Genomic DNA, 18,264 nt, shown 5'->3' with positions numbered 1-18,264 from the left:
GCCCCCTCCCGCATTGACCGTGTCCGCTTTTTTAGATCACCTCCCGCTTAGTCATCGTATAACTTCTGCTTGACACTCCACGGAAACCCCGCAAATATCCCCTCAAATGTTGTACGACGACGTATAACAAATAATAAAAACAACAAAGAAGGGAGCACCGCTGTGAGTCAATTCGCCCGCAATTCCTCTTCACGCCTGGGCCTTATCGGCCTCGGCAGCCTGGCCTTCACCCTGCCTCTCGGTGCTCACGCCGAAGGTTTTGTCGATGACGCCAAGGCCACGCTCAACCTGCGCAACGCCTACTTCAACCGCAATTTCACCAACCCGGCCAATGCCCAGGGCAAGGCTGAAGAATGGACGCAGAGTTTCATTCTCGACGCCAAGTCCGGCTTCACCCAAGGCACCGTGGGCTTTGGCCTGGATGTGCTGGGCCTGTATTCGCAGAAGCTCGATGGCGGCAAAGGCACCGGGGGTACTCAGTTGCTGCCGATCCACGACGACGGCCGCCCCGCCGATAACTTCGGGCGCCTGGGCGTGGCGTTGAAAACCAAGCTATCGAAGACCGAGTTGAAGGTCGGCGAATGGATGCCGGTATTGCCGATCCTGCGTTCCGACGATGGCCGCTCCCTGCCCCAAACGTTCCGCGGCGGCCAGGTGACCTCCAATGAAATCGCCGGCCTGACCCTCTACGGCGGGCAGTTCCGGGGTAACAGCCCGCGCAACGACGCGAGCATGGAAGACATGTTCATGAACGGCAAAGCCGCGTTCACCTCCGACCGTTTCAACTTCGGCGGCGGCGAATACAGCTTCAACGAAAAACGCACCCAGGTCGGCCTGTGGTACGCCGAACTCACCGATATCTACCAGCAGCGCTACATAAACCTGACCCACAGCCAACCCGTGGGCGACTGGACCCTGGGCGCCAACCTCGGGTTTTTCAGCGGCAAGGAAGACGGCAGCGCCCTGGCCGGCGACCTCGACAACAAAACCACCTTCGCCCTGCTCTCGGCCAAATACGGTGGCAACACCTTCTACGTGGGCCTGCAAAAACTCACCGGCGACAGCGTGTGGATGCGCGTCAACGGCACCAGCGGCGGCACCCTGGCCAACGACAGCTACAACTCCAGTTATGACAACGCCAAGGAAAAATCCTGGCAGGTGCGCCACGACTTCAACTTCGCGGCACTCGGCGTGCCGGGGCTGACCTTGATGAACCGCTATATCAGCGGCAGCAACGTGCACACCGGGACGATCACCGATGGCAAGGAATGGGGCCGTGAATCGGAGCTGGCTCTACACCGTGCAGAGCGGCGCGCTGAAGAACCTCAACGTGAAATGGCGCAACGCGTCAATTCGTCGGGACTTCAGCACCAACGAGTTTGACGAGAACCGGATTTTTGTCAGCTATCCGATTTCCCTGCTGTAGAACTTAGTCGTCCTCCTACAGCGAATCCCCTGTGGGAGGGCGGTGCGACGATTCGACTTGCTCCCGATATAGGTCAGTCAGTAACAGATACATTTACTGGCACTCCCTCATCGGGAGCCCCCTCCCACATTTTGACTCTCACTCGTCGGCAAGAGCGTTGACAACCTGGGGCTGCATCACAATACTTCGGCACAGTCATACGACAACCTACAACAAAAATTTGGAATCCCCATGACCACGACCACCCAAGCGCCCTTCAACCGCCTGCTCCTCACCGGCGCCGCCGGCGGCCTCGGCAAAGTCCTGCGCGAGCGCCTGCGCCCCTACGCCCACGTCCTGCGCCTGTCCGATATCGCCGCCATGGCCCCGGCTGCCGATGTTTCGGAAGAAGTCCAGCCCTGCGACCTCGCCGACAAACAAGCTGTGCATCACTTGGTCGAAGGCGTCGACGCCATCCTGCATTTCGGCGGTGTCTCGGTAGAGCGCCCATTTGAAGAAATCCTCGGCGCCAATATCAGCGGCACCTTCCACATCTACGAAGCCGCCCGCCGCCATGGCGTCAAACGCGTGATCTTCGCCAGTTCCAACCATGTGATCGGCTTCTACAAGCAAACCGAAACCATCGACGCCCACTCCCCTCGCCGCCCGGACAGCTACTACGGCCTGTCCAAGTCCTATGGCGAAGACATGGCCAGTTTCTACTTCGACCGCTACGGCATCGAGACCGTGAGCATCCGCATCGGCTCCTCGTTCCCGCAGCCGCAGAACCGCCGCATGATGCATACCTGGCTGAGCTTCGATGACCTCACCCAACTGCTCGAACGTGCGCTGTACACGCCAAATGTGGGCCACACCGTGGTCTACGGCGTGTCGGACAACCTCGCTACCTGGTGGGACAACCGCTACGCCGCGCACCTGGGTTTTGGACCCAAGGACAGCTCCGAAGTGTTCCGCGCCCAGGTCGAAGCCCAACCGCCGGTGCCCGCCGATGACCCGGCCGCGGTGTATCAGGGCGGTGCGTTCTGCGCAGCCGGGCCGTTTGGTGACTGAGTTCACATCAACCCAAGGGAATGCGTTGCCATGACTGCTGAATTGATCGTCGATGCCCGCAACGCCGTGGGCGAATGCCCGGTGTGGGTGCCAGAGGAAAACGCGTTGTACTGGGTGGACATCCCCAATGGTCGCCTGCAACGCTGGAGCGCCGACAGCGGCCACCTCGCCGCGTGGAAAGCCCCGCAGATGCTGGCCTGCATCGCCCGCACCGAGGCGGGTAAGTGGGTCGCCGGCATGCAAACCGGTTTTTTCCAACTCACCCCGCACAACGACGGCAGCCTCGACACCGTGGCTTTGGCCAGCGTCGAGCACCCGCGTGAAGACATGCGCCTGAACGACGGCCGCTGCGATCGCCAGGGCCGCTTCTGGGCCGGCAGCATGGTCTTGAACATGGGCAAAAATGCCGCCGAGGGCATCCTCTACCGCTATGCGTCAGGCTCAGCACCCCACGCCCAACTGGATGGCTTCATCACCCTCAACGGCCTGGCCTTCAGCCCCGATGGCCGCACGATGTACGCCTCGGATTCGCACCCGCTGGTGCAACAGATCTGGGCTTTTGACTACGACATCGACACCGGCACGCCGTCCAATCGCCGCGTGTTCGTGGACATGCATAACCACCCTGGCCGCCCCGACGGCGCCGCGGTGGACGCCGACGGCTGCTATTGGATCTGCGCCAACGACGCCGGGTTGATCCACCGTTTCACCCCTGACGGCCGGCTGGATCGCTCCCTCAGCGTGCCGGTGAAAAAACCCACCATGTGTGCCTTTGGCGGCAGTCGCCTGGACACCCTGTTCGTCACCTCGATCCGTGACGACCAAAGTGAAGAGTCATTGTCCGGCGGCGTGTTCGCCCTCAACCCCGGCGTCACCGGATTGCCGGAGCCCACCTTCACCCTCTAGCTGCATCGCTGTGCCTTGAATAAAAAAATAACAACACAGGAGACACACCCATGGACTTCAAACGCACCTTGCTCGCCGCCGCAGTCTTCACCCTCAGCAGCGCCGCCCACGCGCTGGAAATCAAATTTGCCGATATCCACCCCGCCGGCTACCCCACCGTGGTTGCCGAAGAGAACATGGGCAAGGCACTGACGAAGGAAACCAACGGCGAACTGACCTTCAAGTACTTCCCTGGTGGTGTGCTCGGTTCCGAAAAAGAGGTGGTCGAACAGGCCCAGGTCGGCGCCGTGCAAATGACCCGCGTCAGCCTCGGCATTGTCGGGCCGGTGGTGCCCGATGTGAATGTGTTCAACCTGCCGTTCGTATTCCGTGACCAGGCGCACATGCGCAAGATCATCGACGGCGAGATCGGTGACGAAATCCTCGCCAAAATCACCAACTCCGAATTCGGCCTGGTGGCCCTGGCCTGGATGGACGGCGGCACGCGCAACCTCTACACCAAGAAACCGGTGCGCAAAATCGAAGACCTCAAGGGCATGAAGATTCGCGTGCAGGGCAACCCGATCTTCATCGAAGCCTTCAACGCGATGGGCGCCAATGGCATCGCCATGGACACCGGCGAGATCTTCAGCGCCTTGCAGACCGGGGTCATCGACGGCGCGGAGAACAACCCGCCGACCATGCTCGAGCACAACCACTACCAGAACGCCAAGTACTACACCCTCACCGAACACCTGATCCTGCCCGAACCCATCGTGATGTCTAAAATCACCTGGAACAAACTCACCCCCGCCCAGCAAGACATGGTGAAAAAAGCCGCCAAGGCCGCCCAGGCCGATGAGCGCACGCTGTGGGACGCCAAGTCCGCCAGCAGTGAGAAAAAACTCAAGGATGCCGGCGTCGAGTTCATCAGCGTCGACAAAAAACCCTTCTACGACGCCACCGCAGCGGTGCGGGCCAAGTACGGCGCGCCTTACGCCGACCTGATCAAGCGTATCGACGCCGTGCAGTAACGCCCTCCTCTCTGACAAGGCCCGGCGCGGTGGGTACTGACGCGCCCGGTCACGGTGAACGCCATGAAGAATTTACTGCTGCGCATCAACGACCGTATCTATATGACCTGTATCTGGGTCGCCGGCCTTTCGGTTCTCGGCGTCGCCCTGATCATCCCCTGGGGCATCTTCGCCCGCTACGTCCTGGGTACCGGCGCAAGCTGGCCGGAACCCACCGCTATCCTGCTGATGCTGGTGTTCACCTTTATCGGTGCCGCCGCCAGTTATCGCGCCGGCGCGCATATGTCGGTGGCCATGGTCGTTGACCGCCTGCCGCCCGCACAACGCCGCCTCGTCGGCATTTTCTCGCAACTGCTGATGGCGACCATCTGTCTGTTCATGGCCATTTGGGGCACCAAGCTGTGCCTGTCCACCTGGAACCAATTCATGAGTGCCATCCCCACCCTGCGCGTGGGCATCACCTACATGCCGATCCCTATCGGCGGTGTGTTGACGCTGATTTTTGTGGTGGAAAAACTCCTGCTCGGTGACCAGAGCAACCGTCGTGTGGTGCGCTTCGACCTCGTCGAAGAAAGTGAAGGGGCTGCGTGAAATGGATGCTTTAGTTCTGTTGGGCAGCTTTATCGCCTTGATCCTGATCGGCATGCCGGTGGCCTACGCCCTGGGCTTGTCAGCGCTGATTGGCGCATGGTGGATCGACATCCCCTTCCAGGCCCTGATGATTCAGGTGGCCGGCGGCGTGAACAAGTTTTCGCTGATGGCGATCCCGTTCTTTGTGCTGGCCGGGGCGATCATGGCCGAGGGCGGCATGTCGCGGCGCCTGGTGGCGTTTGCCGGGGTGCTGGTGGGCTTCGTGCGCGGTGGCCTGTCCCTGGTGAATATCGTGGCCTCGACCTTTTTTGGCGCCATCTCGGGCTCGTCGGTGGCGGATACCGCCTCGGTCGGCTCGGTGCTGATCCCGGAAATGGAACGGCGTGGCTACCCGCGTGAGTTCGCGACCGCCGTGACCGTCAGCGGCTCGGTGCAGGCGCTGTTGACGCCGCCCAGCCACAACTCGGTGCTCTACTCCCTGGCGGCCGGCGGCACGGTGTCCATCGCCTCGCTGTTCATGGCCGGCGTGGTCCCGGGCCTGTTGATGAGCGCGTGCCTGATGGTGCTGTGCCTGATCTTCGCGAAGAAACGCGACTACCCCAAAGGCGAAGTCATCCCCCTCAAGCAGGCGCTGAAAATTGCCGCCGATGCACTCTGGGGCCTGATGGCCATGGTGATCATTCTGGGCGGTATCCTCTCAGGGATCTTCACCGCCACTGAATCGGCCGCGATTGCCGTGTTGTGGGCGTTCTTCGTGACCATGTTTATCTACCGCGACTATAAGTGGAACGAACTGCCCAAGCTGATGCACCGCACGGTGCGCACCATTTCCATCGTGATGATCCTGATCGCCTTCGCCGCCAGCTTCGGCTACATCATGACCCTGATGCAGATCCCGGCGAAGATCACCACGCTGTTCCTGACCCTGTCGGACAACCGCTACGTGATCCTGATGTGCATCAACGTCATGCTGCTGTTGCTCGGCACGGTGATGGACATGGCGCCGCTGATCCTGATCCTCACGCCGATCCTGTTGCCGGTGGTGCTGGGTATCGGCGTCGACCCGGTGCACTTCGGCATGATCATGCTGGTGAACCTCGGCATCGGCCTGATCACCCCGCCGGTGGGCGCGGTGCTGTTCGTCGGCGCGGCAGTGGGCAAAACCACGATCGAGAAAACCGTGAAGGCGCTGCTGCCGTTTTACGCGGTGCTGTTCCTGATCCTGATAGCGGTGACCTACATCCCGGCCTTGTCGCTGTGGCTGCCGAGTGTGGTGCTGTAAACCCGCTCTCAAGCACAAAGCAGATCAAATGTGGGAGGGGGCTTGCTCCCTCCCACAATTTGCCCCTGCCACCGTCCCCCTTCATCCGGCGAAAGACCATGCCTTCAAACCTCATCGAAATCAGCGATCAACTCACACACCTCACCCTCGCCCCCGCCATCGGCGGCAGCCTCGTCAACTGGACCGCACGCGCCACGGGCCAGCCGCTGTTGCGGCATAACGACCAGCAGGCATTGAACATCGGCCTGCCCGGCAAGCTGGGCTGTTACCCCTTGGCGCCCTGGTCCAACCGCATTGCAAAAGAAGGGTTCGACAATCCCGACGGCTGGCTGGTGCTGACGCCCAACAGCGCCACCGATCCGTTTCCGATTCACGGCTCGGCCTGGCAGCAGGCGTGGCAGGTGGTCAGCCAAACGGCGAATGAAGTGGTGCTTGAGGTGCGGTGCGAGACACCGTTTACCTATCGCGCCGAGCAACGGATTGGGTTGAACAATGGGGAGCTGAGTATCGAATTGCGCGTCACCCACCTGGCGGAAAAAGCCGCGTGGCACGGGCTGGGGTTGCATCCCTACTTCCCGCGCCGGCCGGACACACGATTGCAGGCCTCGGCGGCACAGGTGTGGTTGAGTGATACCACGAAGTTGCCGACAGGCTTGGCGCCAGTGCCGCCCGAATGGGATTTTCAGCTATTGAAGGCGCTGCCCGAAGGTCTCGTGGACAACGGCTTTTGCCAGTGGGACGGGCATTGCCGCATTGAACAGCCCGAGCTGGGTTACGCCCTGGAATGCCAGGCCAGCGGCGCCGATTACTTCCTGCTGTACTGCCCGCCGGGGCTGGGGTTCTTTTGCATCGAGCCGGTGAGTCATCCGGTGAATGCTCATCACCTGCCGGGCAAACCGGGCCTGAAACTGCTGGAGCAAGGCCAATCAACCCACCTCGATTTCACCTTGAAATACATTCCAACTGTGGGAGGTGGCTTGCTCCCTCCCACATTTTGATTTGTGTTGTGTCAGGGATGTCAGGGCGGGCTGTTTTTCAGGCGCCCCGCCGTATCAATGCTCACCACCACCGACAACCCCGGCCGCAGCCGCTCACTCTCAACCTGGTCGGGATCCACCATAATCCGCACCGGCACGCGCTGAGCGATCTTCACAAAGTTGCCGGTGGCATTGTCCGCCTGCAACAGGCTGAACTCGGACCCGGTGGCCGGGGAAATATGCTGCACCGTGCCGTGGAATTTGCGGTGGTTCAGCGCATCCACGGTGAAGGTCACCGGTTGGCCGACCTGCACGTTGTCCATCTGGGTTTCTTTCATGTTCGCGATCACCCACAACTGCTTGGGCACCAGCGCCATCAACTGCGCGCCGGAATTGACGTAGGCCCCCAGGCGCACACCGATCTGCCCCAATTGACCGTCACGCGGCGCGGTAATGCGCGTGTTGGACAGGTCGATCCGCGCCAACTCCACCGCCGCATCGGCACTCGCGACCGCCGCTTCCAGGGAGCCGCGATTGACGATCACCGTTTGCAGGTCCTGCCGGGCAATTTCCAGGCTGGCCTGGGCTTGCGTCACGGCGGCGAGGGTTTGCGCATGGGCGGCACGGGTCACGTCCAGCTCGCGCCGGGACACCGACCCGTCGCTGATCAGCTCTTCGTTGCGGCGCAGGTCGGCGGTGCTTTTGCGCGCCTGGGCCTGGCTGTCCGCCAATGCCGCCTGGCGCAGCTTGATGGTCGCTTCGGCGCTGTTACGTTGCTGCACCACATTGGCCAAGGCGGCCTTCTGCACCGCCAACTGTGCCAGGGCCTGGTCCAGGCGCTGCTTGTAGATACGGTCGTCCAGGCGCACCAGCAAATCGCCGGCCTTGACGTACTGAAAGTCCTGCACCGGCACTTCAAATACATAGCCACTGAGCTGCGGACCAATGATCGTCACCTGCCCGCGCACCAGCGCGTTTTCGGTGGTTTCCACGGCGCTGCTGAACGGCGGCAACTGCCAGGCGTAAAGCACAATCAACACCCCCACCACGGCAATCGCGGCAAAGCCCAGGGACGAGAGTATGCGCACCCGCAACGAACGCGGCTCGGTAACGGTGGCGCCCGGCGGCGTAGTGCCTTCCGGGGTGGAGGCGATGGCATTGGTGGTCGTGGTCGTGGGTTCGGTCATGAAGTCGCGCCGCTGGGTTGAACGGGAGTGGCCGTTTTGGTGGTGCTCATCAACCACAGACTGCGGATAAAGATCCAGGTCATGGTCAGCATCGCGATAATCGCGATCAGCATAAAGACATCGTTGTAAGCCATGACGTTTGCCTCACGGGTAGCCGCCGTGGCCAGGCTGCGAATGCCCATGAGGTTGCGCAGTTCCGGGTCGGCGACAAGACCGCCATAAGCCGAACCGCCGCTCTGCACCCGTGCGGCCACACGCGGGTCAATCAGGCTCAGGTGTTCGACGATCATGCTGGAATGGTACTTCTCGCGCACCACCTGGAAGGTGCCGAGCAACGCTGCGCCAATCAGCCCGCCGAGGTTCTGGCAAATGCCGAACATCACCGAAAAGCTCACCAGGTTGCGCGGGTTGGCCAATACGTTTTTGGTGCCCAGCACCATGGTCGGCCCCAGGAAGAACGTGCCGCCAAAGCCCAGCAGGAACTGGCTGACGTACAGATTCTCGGGGCGGGTCAGGTTGCTGGAAAAGCTGTCCATTACCGAGCCGGTTGCCATCAGCGCCAGGGAAATCACCAGCGGCATCAACAAGTGGGCCGGGTTGATGGTTAACGCGCTGACCACCAACCCGCTGATTGCCCCGGCCAGCATCACCACGTACAGGGTGTGCATCTGCTGGTAACTCATGTTCAGCATCTGCATGAAGCCCACCGCACCGGTGGACTGCTCGGACAGCACCATGCGAATCAGGATCACTGCCAGCGCCAGGCGAATCATGGTGCCGCTGCCCAGCCAGCGGGTCATCAACATCGGGTTGGCGCGGTTATGTTCGATGGCCAGGCCGGCCATGATCAACACCAGCGAACAGGCCGAGGCGACGCCGATCCACGGCGCTTCCAGCCACCAGTCGATACGCCCCAGGGACAGCACCGCGCAGAGCAGCGCGACGCCGCTGGCGAGAATGGCGAAGGTGAGAAAGTCGAGTTTTTCAAAGGTCTTGAAACGATCGCCAGGCGGCAGCTTGAGCAGGAACACGCAGCCGAGGCAGATCAGCGCCAGGCCCAGCTCGAACAGGTACAGGCCCCGCCATTCGGCGATTTGCAGCAGGTCTTCGGAGAACAGCCGCGCCAGCGGCAACGCCAGTTGCGCCGTGCCCAGGCCCAGCACCAGCGACTTCAAGCGCCACTTCGCCGGGAACGCCTGGATCATGTAGTACAAACCCAACGAACTCAGCGCCGCCCCCACCATCCCATGCGCCGCACGCACCGCGATGGCTGAACTGAGGTCGTTGACGAACAAATGGCCGAAGGTCACCAGCGCATACAACACCAGGAACACCTCGGTAAACGCGCGCAGGCCGAACTGTTGGCGAAACTTCACCAGCAGCAGGTTCATGCAAACGTTGGTCATCACATAAGCGGCGGGCAGCCAGGCCATTTCCGCCGTGGTCGCGCCGAGGGCGCCTTGCAGGTATTGCAGGTTGGCGATGACCAGGGCGTTACCCAGGCCACCGGTGATGGCGACCAGCACGCCCACCAGTGCGAACAGCCAACGCTTGTGCGTGGGGTGCAACGGTGTCGACGGCGAACCCGGCAGGCTCGGGCGCTCGTGGGGTTCCCAGGTGTGGGGGGTGTATTTGTCCATTCAATGACCTGGATGAGCCGGCGGTTGGGATCGCAGGGGGCGTTATTCAGGGAGTAGTAAACCTGAATGGAGTTCATCTTGTCATGTTGGCGGGCAATTAACGGCTGAAGCGGGCACGGTCAAAAATGTGGGAGGGGGCTTGCTCCCGACGGCAGTGGGTCAGCAACAGATGCATCCACTGACACTTCCTCATTGGGAGCAAGCCCCACATTCAGATCTCTTGTGCATTCAGAAGAGCAATCAGATCCAACCGAGCCAACTCCAGTAGGTCGCGGCAAACACCAGCATCAGCCCGTACCCGATCAGCGTCACCAGGATGCCCACCTTGGCAAACTGGCGCGCCGTGAACGTGCCGGTGCCCAAGCACACCATGTTCTGCGGCGCATTGATCGGCAGGATAAACCCGTAGCTCATCACAAACCCCAACAGCATGGTCATCCCCAACCGGCTGAAATCCCCCGGCAAGGTCTGCAGTACCGCAATCAATATCGGCAGCAACGCCGAGGTCAACGCCGTGGCGCTGGCAAACCCCAGGTGAATCACGATCAAAAACGCCCCCAGAATCGCAAACACCCCCAACGGCCCCACCTGATCCAGCCCCGTGTGGGCCACGACGGCAGAACCCAGCCACTGCCCGGCCTGGGTGGTCAGCAACGCCGTACCGAGGCTGATCCCCACGCCGAACACAATCACCGTGCCCCAGGGAATCCGCGACTGCACGTCCTTCCAGGTCATCACGCCGATACCCGGCAACAGCAGGAATACCAACCCGGCGTAGGTGGTCGAGGTGGTGTCGAACGCGTGCAGGCGCCCTTCCGTCGCCCAGGTCAGCAGCAGCAACAGCGACACGCTCAGCAGGCGTTTCTGTGGGCCGGTCATGGGGCCGATATCGACCAGGGACTGCGCCACCGCCTCCTTGCCACCGGGGATGCTGTCGGTTTCGGGAGGCAGCAACTTGAGCACCAGAAACAGCAACACCGCCGACATGATCAGCGCCCACGGCGCACCGGCGATCAGCCAGTCGATCCACGACACGCGCTGGCCGAGCATTTTGTCCATGAAGCCCACGGTCAGCAGGTTCTGCGCGGCGGCGGTCTGGATGCCGACGTTCCAGAGGCTGGTGCCCTGGGCCACCACGATCATGATCCCGGCGGCGATGTTCGAGCGTTTGTCGACGCCGAACGCGGCGATCACGCCCATCATGATCGGCACCACACAGGCGCTGCGTGCGGTGGCGCTGGGCACCACCAGGCTGAGCAGAATAGTCACCGCAATCGCCCCCAGCAGAATGCGCCGGGTGCTGGTGCCGACGCGGCTCAAGGTAACCAGGGCGATGCGCCGGTCCAGGCCGGTGTGGGTCATCGCGGCGGCGATAAACAACGCGCCCGCCACCAGCGCCAGCGCCGGGTTGGAAAACCCGGTGAGGGCCATGCTGATCGCCGGGCTGCTGCCGATCAGGTGCGCGGGGTCTTGCAGCGACGGCGCGGTACCGAGCAAAAACGCCATGAGCGAGGTGATCATGATCGCGCTGGCCTCATAGGACACCGCTTCGGTAATCCACACCACCACCGCAAACGCGAGGATCGCCAGCATCCGCTGCCCCGCTACCGGCAAGTCGGCGGGCAGCGGCAACAGCAGCACACCGGTCATCACCAGTACGGCGACCACCAGGCCCAACGGTAATTTGAAAGATGCCGCGCTCATGGGGTGCTCCAGGGCTCTAAATCAAGCCTTGAGCATGAGGCAAAGCGCCGCGCCGCGTGTTGACAGGTGTCAAGGGGCTAGCCCAATAACTGACTCAACACCGCCCGCAACTTTCCAGGTTTGACCGGCTTGTTCAACAGCGGCGCATCCAACCGCCGCAGCGCACGGCGGCACTGGTCGGTGCGGTCCGCGGTGATGATCACCGCCGGGATCTTCTGCGCGAAATGCTCGCGCAACTGCCGCACCACCTGGCAGCCCAGTACGCCGTGGTCCAGGTGATAGTCCGCCAGGATCAGCTCCGGCGCCCTGCCCTGCAACGCCAGCAACGCGCCGGCCTGGTCGGTGGCGATGACGACCTCGCAGCCCCACTGGCCGAGCAACGCACGCATGCTCTCCAGGATGCTGGTTTCGTTATCGATCACCAGCAAGCGCCGGCCCGGCAGCGGGTTGCCCGTGGTCGGTTGCACCGGCAACTGGCTGATCGCCGCTGGCATCTGGGCGCTCAGCGGCACTTCGATGCTGAACAGCGAGCCCCGCCCCGGCCACGAACGCACGGCGATGCTATAACCGAGCACCTCGGCGATACGCTCGACAATCGCCAGGCCCAGCCCCACCCCTTTGCGGTCGGCGGCGCGGCCCACGTCCAGTTGGTTGAACTCAAGGAAGATCGCCTCCAGCCGGTCGGCCGCAATGCCGCGCCCGGTGTCCCACACCTCCAGGCGCAGGTAATCACCACGGCGGCGTGCGCCGAGCAGGATGCAGCCTTCATCGGTGTAGCGGCAGGCATTGCTGAGGAAATTACGCAGGATCCGCGTGAGCAGGCGCAGGTCGGTATGCACCGCGTAGTGCCCCATGCGCACCCGCAGGTTGAGGCCGGCGGCCTGGGCCACCGATTGAAACTCCGAGACCAGCGGCGCAAACACTTCATCCAGCCGATACAGGGCCACGTCCGGCTTGACCGCCGCTTGGTCCAGCCGCGAAATGTCGAGCAAGTCGGTGAGCAGATCTTCCGCGCCTTCCAGGGCCTGGTGGGTGCGTTCCACCAGCACCTGCTCGACGCTGGGCAGGTTACGTTCACGCAACGTGGCAATCAGCAGCCGCGCGGCATTGAGCGGTTGCAGCAGGTCATGGCTGGCGGCGGCGAGGTATTTGTCCTTGCTGCGGTTGGCCGCCTGGGCGGCATCGCGGGCGTCGCGCAGGGCTTGCTCGACCTGTTCGCGCTGGGCGATCTGCTGTTGCAGGTTGTGGTTGGCTTCCAGCAGCTCGTCGGTGCGCGCGGCCACGCGCTGCTCCAGCTCGTCGTTCAGGCGGATGTAGCGCCTGCGCTCGTCCTCCAACTCATCCAGCCGCGCCGTCAGCTCCGGGTAGTGGCTCTTGCGCGCCGATTGGTCGCCCAGCCCCAGCAGCCCGGCGAGGGCGCGCTGCTGGTCGTCAGAGCGCTTCGCCATACACGACCTCGACGTCACGCTGGCTCGACTCACGTGGGTTGGTAAGGATGCACGGGTCGTCCATCGCATGCTCGGACAAGAACGGAATATCCGCCACGCGCACCCCATGCAGGCCGAGGGTTTCGTGGAAGCCGATCGCGTGCTTCAACGCGATCAGGTGCTCCACCAGCCGCGCGCAGATCTGCCGATGGTTAAGGCCCCGGCAGTCGATGCCGAAGGTCTCGGCGATCACCTTGAAGCGCTCTGGCGCCGAGTTGTAGTTGAACGCCACCACATGTTCCACCAGCACCGCGTTACACAACCCGTGAGGCAGGTCGAGGAAGCCGCCGAGGCTGTGGGACATGGCGTGTACCGCGCCGAGAATCGCATTGGAAAACGCCAGGCCCGCCTGCATGCTGCCGAGCATGATTTTTTCACGCAGGGCAATGTCGCTGGGGTTGGCGATCATCTGCACCAGGTTGCCGTTGATCAGGCGCATCGCTTCCAGCGCATGGGGGTCGGTCAATGGGCCATGGCCGGTGGACACGAACGCTTCGATGGCATGCACCAGCGCATCGATACCGGTACAGGCCGACAGGAACGGGTCCATGCTGGCCGTGGTTTCCGGGTCGATCAGCGACACATCCGGCACCACCGCCTTGCTGACGATGGAGAACTTCATGCGCTCCTGCTGGTTGGAAATGATCACGAACTGCGACACATCCGCCGACGTACCGGCGGTGGTGGGGATGAGAATCAGCGGCGGGCTGGGCACGCGAATGGTGTCCACCCCTTCGAATTCGAGGATGCTGCGCCCGTGAGCGACCACAATGCCGATGGCCTTGGCGCAGTCCATGGGGCTGCCGCCGCCGATGGCCACGATCACGTCGCAATGGTGTTCGCGGTACACCTCGGCGCCCTGCATCACTTCTTCGACGCGGGGGTTGGGCGACACGGCGCTGTACAGGCAGTAGTCGATGCCGATGGCTTGCAGGCTGGCTTCCACGTCCGCCACCCAGCCGGCGGCGATCACGCCGGGGTCGCTGACCACCAGCACCTTGCGCGCGCCGAAGGTCTTGGCGTAATTGCCCACGTTATGCCGGCAGCCGGCGCCAAAGATGATTTCAGGCGAGACGAATTTACGCAGGAGGCTCAAGTTGGGGCTCATTGGAAAGCCTGTTTTTATTATTTTGGAAGATGCGCTCCACACTAACCGATCCGGCCGCGAATGCAATCAGACCAAAGAGGCATCCTCCGTGCGGCGCCCGCGATCAGCGGCTGGCGAAGTACATGGTCACTTCAAAGCCGATACGCAGGTCGGTGTAGGTCGGTTTAGTCCACATGGGGTAGTCCTCTTGTTATGCCGGAAGATTCCGGTAGAGGCATTAATGCATGGGGGGATGGGTGTGCGAATGCTACTTTCGAAGGAGTGAATGCACTGCAATAGTCGCGAATGTACCCAGGACAAAATGTGGGAGGGGGCTTGCTCCCGATGGCGGTGGGTCAGTCAACATTCATGTCACTGACCCACTGCTATCGGGAGCAAGCCCCCTCCCACAGGGGACCGCGTTGCAATCAGGGGGTCAGAAGAACCCCAGCGGATTGATGTCGTAGCTCACCAGCAGGTTCTTGGTCTGCTGGTAGTGATCGAGCATCATCTTGTGGTTCTCACGCCCCACGCCCGATTTCTTGTACCCGCCAAATGCCGCGTGCGCCGGGTACAGGTGGTAGCAGTTGGTCCACACACGCCCGGCCTTGATCGCCCGGCCCATGCGATAGGCGCGGTTGATGTCGCGGGTCCACAAACCGGCGCCCAGGCCGAACTCGCTGTCGTTGGCAATCGCCAGGGCCTCGGCTTCGTCCTTGAAGGTGGTCACACCCACCACTGGGCCGAAGATTTCCTCCTGGAACACGCGCATCTTGTTGTGGCCCTTGAGCAGCGTCGGCTGGATGTAATACCCGCTGGCCAGGTCGCCATCCAAACGCTCGGCCGCGCCGCCGGTGAGCAGCACCGCGCCCTCTTCCTGGGCGATCTTGAGGTACGAGAGGATCTTGTCGTATTGCTGCTCGGACGCCTGGGCGCCGACCATGGTCTCGGTGTCCAGCGGGTTGCCGCGCTTGATCTTGACGATCTTCTTCATCACTTCGGCCATGAACGGCTCGTAGATCGACTCCTGCACCAGCGCCCGCGACGGGCAGGTGCACACTTCGCCCTGGTTGAAAAATGCCAGCACCAGGCCTTCGGCGGCTTTTTCAATGAACGCAGGCTCGGCGTTCATGATGTCTTCAAAGAAGATGTTCGGCGATTTGCCGCCCAGCTCCACCGTGGACGGAATAATGTTTTCGGCCGCGCAATGCATGATGTGCGCGCCCACCGGGGTGGAGCCGGTAAAGGCGATCTTGGCGATGCGCTTGCTGGTGGCTAACGCCTCTCCCGCCTCGCGGCCAAAGCCCTGCACGATGTTCAGCACGCCCGGTGGCAGCAGATCGGCGATCAGCTCGGCAAACACCATGATCGACAGCGGCGTCTGCTCGGCCGGCTTGAGCACGATGCAGTTACCGGCGGCCAGGGCCGGGGCGAGTTTCCAGGCGGCCATCAGCAGCGGGAAGTTCCACGGAATGATCTGCCCGACCACGCCCAGCGGCTCGTGGAAATGATAGGCCGTGGTCAGTTCGTTGATCTCGGCGGCGCCGCCTTCCTGGGCGCGGATGCAACCGGCGAAGTAGCGGAAGTGGTCGGCAGCCAGGGGTACGTCGGCGTTGAGGGTTTCGCGCACGGCCTTGCCGTTGTCCCAGGTCTCGCTCACGGCCAGCACTTCGAGGTGTTGCTCGATGCGGTCGGCGATTTTCAGCAGCACCAGGGAACGGTCCTGGGCCGAGGTCTTGCCCCAGGCGTCGGCGGCGGCGTGCGCGGCATCCAGGGCCTTGTCGATGTCGGCGGCGTTGGAACGCGGGAACTCGGCGATGACTTCACCGGTGACCGGCGAGGAATTGGTGAAGTACTCACCACTGAGCGGCGCAACGAACTCGCCGCCGATGAAATTGCCGTAGCGCGATTTGAAGCTGACGATAGCGCCAGGGGTACCAGGTTGTGCGTAGATCATGTTGAAGCCTCTGTCTGGGTCCGGGCCTGTCGGTCAACAGGCGATGACCCGATAGTAAAGAGCCCCCGCCGCCGGGCGAATGCGCCGTTGGCAGGGGGGGCTCTTGTTATTTGGTCGTAGATTTAGTGCTTGGCGACCAGCTCTTTAGGCAATTTGAACGTCCAGAGCATGCCGCCCTGGTTGAAGTCCTTGACCCGCTTGGCCACCTCGCCGCCCCACAACGGCACCGCGCCGCCCCAGCCGGAGAGCACCGACACGTACTGTTCGCCGTCCATTTCCCAGGTCACAGGCGAGCCGAGCACGCCGGAACCGGTCTGGAATTCCCAGACCTTCTCACCGGTCTTGGCGTTGAACGCCTGCAGGAACCCTTCCGGCGTGCCGGTGAACACCAGGTTGCCCTTGGTGGTGAGCACCCCGCCCCACAGCGGCGCGAAGTTCTTGTGGCGCCAGACTTCCTTGCCGGTTTTAGGGTCGATGGCGCGCAGCACGCCGATATAGTCTTCGTTCAGCGGCTTGATGGTGAAACCCGCGCCAAGGAACGCCGCGCCTTTCTTGTAGGCAATGCCTTCATTCCAGATATCCATGCCCCATTCGTTGGACGGCACATAGAACAGCCCGGTGTCGCGGTTGTAGGCCATCGGCATCCAGTTCTTCGCGCCGAGGAACGCCGGCGCGACAAACACCGAGGTGCCCTTGGTTTCACTGCCCGGCGCGCCGGGGCGGCTGGCTTCGTTGTAGATCGGCCGGCCGTTCTTATCCAGGCCGGTGGCCCAGGTGATCTTGTCGACAAACGGGAAGCCACGGATGAACTTGCCGTTGGTGCGGTCGAGCACATAGAAGAAGCCGTTACGGTCAGCGGTCGCCGCCGCTTTGATTTCCTTGCCGCCGTCGGTGTAGTTGAAGGAGATCAGCTCGTTGACGCCGTCATAGTCCCAACCGTCGTGGGGCGTGCTCTGAAAGTGCCACTTGATGGTGCCGTCGTCCGGGTTCAGCGCCAGGCGCGACGACGAATAGAGGTTGTCGCCAGGGCGCAGGTGCGAGTTCCACGGCGCCGGGTTGCCGGTGCCGAACAACAGCAGGTTGGTTTCCGGGTCGTAGTAGCCGCCCAGCCACGGTGCTGCGCCGCCGGTCTTCCACAGGTCGCCGGGCCAGGTCTTGCCCGCCTCGCCACCGGAGATACCGTTTTCCACGGCCTTGCCGTCCTTGTAGACGTAACCCATATGGCCTTCGACGGTCGGACGGCTCCACAACAGGTCGCCGTTTTTCGGGTCGTAGGCCTCGATCTTGCCCACCACACCGAACTCGCCCCCGGCCACGCCGGTGATCAGTTTGCCGTTGATCACCAGCGGCGCGGCGCTGATCGAGTAGCCTTCCTTGTGGTCGGCGACTTTCTTGCTCCACACCACTTTGCCGGTGTCTTTGTTCAGGGCCACCAGCTTGGCGTCGAGGGTGCCGAAGAACACCAGGTCGCCATACAGCGCCACGCCACGGTTGATCACGTCACAGCAGGGGCGGATGTCATCGGGCAGGCGCGCATCGTATTGCCAGAGCTTCTTGCCGGTGCGCGCGTCCACCGCGAACACCCGCGAGTAGGAACCGGTGAGGTACATGACCCCGTCCTTGACCATCGGCTGCGCCTGCTGCCCGCGCTGTTTCTCGCCACCAAACGAAAATGCCCAGACCGGGCGCAGCTCCTTGACGTTGTCCACGTTGAGCGTATCGAGCGGGCTATAACGCTGGCCCTGCACGCCAAGGCCGTTGGTGACGATCTGCCCGGGGGTTTTCGGGTCCTGGAGGATGTCCTGGTCGGTCACGGCCGCCATGGTTTGGCCGGATAACAGGATGGCACCGAGCAACACACTCAAGGCGAAGGGTTGGCGACGTGCGGGTTGGGTCATGACGGCTACCTCTGCGGTTTTTTGTTATATCCGGGAAATTTTCCCGGTCTGGTGCAGAT

The 18,264-nt window shown here is 62.4% G+C and carries 14 protein-coding genes and 1 pseudogene; 7 read left to right on the top strand and 8 right to left on the bottom strand.

All coding sequences use genetic code 11. From position 1 onward, the window contains the following. The first annotated feature begins 162 nt into the window (after window positions 1-162). The 7 genes and pseudogenes from AB4O23_RS14380 (at window position 163) to AB4O23_RS14350 (ending at window position 7,266) form a co-directional block, all read left to right on the top strand. Window positions 163-1,426: pseudogene (locus tag AB4O23_RS14380) on the top strand (OprD family porin). Window positions 1,427-1,657: 231 nt separating this feature from the next. Beyond that, the gene (locus AB4O23_RS14375; RefSeq protein WP_065877525.1) at window positions 1,658-2,476 is read left to right on the top strand and encodes an NAD-dependent epimerase/dehydratase family protein; all 819 of its coding nucleotides are present in this window, start codon (window positions 1,658-1,660) and stop codon (window positions 2,474-2,476) included. 30 nt (window positions 2,477-2,506) lie between these two features. Then, on the top strand, window positions 2,507-3,382 hold the full coding sequence (locus tag AB4O23_RS14370) for an SMP-30/gluconolactonase/LRE family protein (RefSeq protein ID WP_135196099.1): 876 nt from the start codon (window positions 2,507-2,509) through the stop codon (window positions 3,380-3,382). Window positions 3,383-3,432: 50 nt separating this feature from the next. Further along, window positions 3,433-4,395, top strand: a complete 963-nt coding sequence (locus AB4O23_RS14365; protein ID WP_017527069.1) for a TRAP transporter substrate-binding protein — start codon at window positions 3,433-3,435, stop codon at window positions 4,393-4,395. Window positions 4,396-4,458: 63 nt separating this feature from the next. Beyond that, window positions 4,459-4,986, top strand: a complete 528-nt coding sequence (locus tag AB4O23_RS14360) for a TRAP transporter small permease (RefSeq protein WP_017527068.1) — start codon at window positions 4,459-4,461, stop codon at window positions 4,984-4,986. Window position 4,987: 1 nt separating this feature from the next. Continuing rightward, entirely contained in the window at window positions 4,988-6,268 is a 1,281-nt protein-coding gene (locus tag AB4O23_RS14355) for a TRAP transporter large permease (protein WP_017527067.1), read from the top strand. A gap of 98 nt (window positions 6,269-6,366) precedes the next feature. Beyond that, the gene (locus AB4O23_RS14350; protein ID WP_068937425.1) at window positions 6,367-7,266 is read left to right on the top strand and encodes an aldose 1-epimerase; all 900 of its coding nucleotides are present in this window, start codon (window positions 6,367-6,369) and stop codon (window positions 7,264-7,266) included. 20 nt (window positions 7,267-7,286) lie between these two features. On the opposite strand, the gene AB4O23_RS14345 is transcribed toward AB4O23_RS14350, so the two are convergent. From AB4O23_RS14345 to AB4O23_RS14310, 8 genes are all read right to left on the bottom strand, one after another. Continuing rightward, on the bottom strand, window positions 7,287-8,432 hold the full coding sequence (locus AB4O23_RS14345) for an HlyD family secretion protein (protein ID WP_065877529.1): 1,146 nt from the start codon (window positions 8,430-8,432) through the stop codon (window positions 7,287-7,289). Then, window positions 8,429-10,072 carry an MFS transporter gene (locus tag AB4O23_RS14340; protein WP_017527064.1) on the bottom strand — a complete coding sequence of 548 codons (1,644 nt, stop codon included), beginning with the start codon at window positions 10,070-10,072 and terminating at the stop codon, window positions 8,429-8,431. Before AB4O23_RS14340 ends, AB4O23_RS14345 begins: the two co-directional genes overlap by 4 nt. Window positions 10,073-10,312: 240 nt before the next feature. Next, the gene (locus AB4O23_RS14335) at window positions 10,313-11,776 is read right to left on the bottom strand and encodes a DASS family sodium-coupled anion symporter (protein ID WP_460063688.1); all 1,464 of its coding nucleotides are present in this window, start codon (window positions 11,774-11,776) and stop codon (window positions 10,313-10,315) included. 77 nt (window positions 11,777-11,853) lie between these two features. Then, entirely contained in the window at window positions 11,854-13,224 is a 1,371-nt protein-coding gene (locus AB4O23_RS14330) for an ATP-binding response regulator (RefSeq protein WP_068937423.1), read from the bottom strand. Then, window positions 13,208-14,371 carry an alcohol dehydrogenase-like regulatory protein ErcA gene (ercA, locus tag AB4O23_RS14325; RefSeq protein ID WP_017527061.1) on the bottom strand — a complete coding sequence of 388 codons (1,164 nt, stop codon included), beginning with the start codon at window positions 14,369-14,371 and terminating at the stop codon, window positions 13,208-13,210. The genes AB4O23_RS14330 and ercA overlap by 17 nt, the downstream gene beginning before the upstream one ends. Before the next feature lie 103 nt (window positions 14,372-14,474). After that, window positions 14,475-14,546, bottom strand: a complete 72-nt coding sequence (gene pqqA, locus AB4O23_RS14320) for a pyrroloquinoline quinone precursor peptide PqqA (protein WP_074750225.1) — start codon at window positions 14,544-14,546, stop codon at window positions 14,475-14,477. 240 nt (window positions 14,547-14,786) lie between these two features. Then, window positions 14,787-16,307: an acetaldehyde dehydrogenase ExaC gene (gene exaC / locus AB4O23_RS14315; protein ID WP_017527060.1), complete on the bottom strand. Its 1,521-nt coding sequence runs from the start codon at window positions 16,305-16,307 to the stop codon at window positions 14,787-14,789. A gap of 122 nt (window positions 16,308-16,429) precedes the next feature. Next, window positions 16,430-18,205, bottom strand: coding sequence for a PQQ-dependent methanol/ethanol family dehydrogenase (locus AB4O23_RS14310; protein ID WP_017527059.1), 1,776 nt, complete (start codon window positions 18,203-18,205; stop codon window positions 16,430-16,432). Window positions 18,206-18,264 lie beyond the last annotated feature (59 nt).

Source organism: Pseudomonas sp. H2_A10 (genome assembly GCF_054680085.1).
This window is presented reverse-complemented; position numbering and strand designations above follow the sequence as displayed.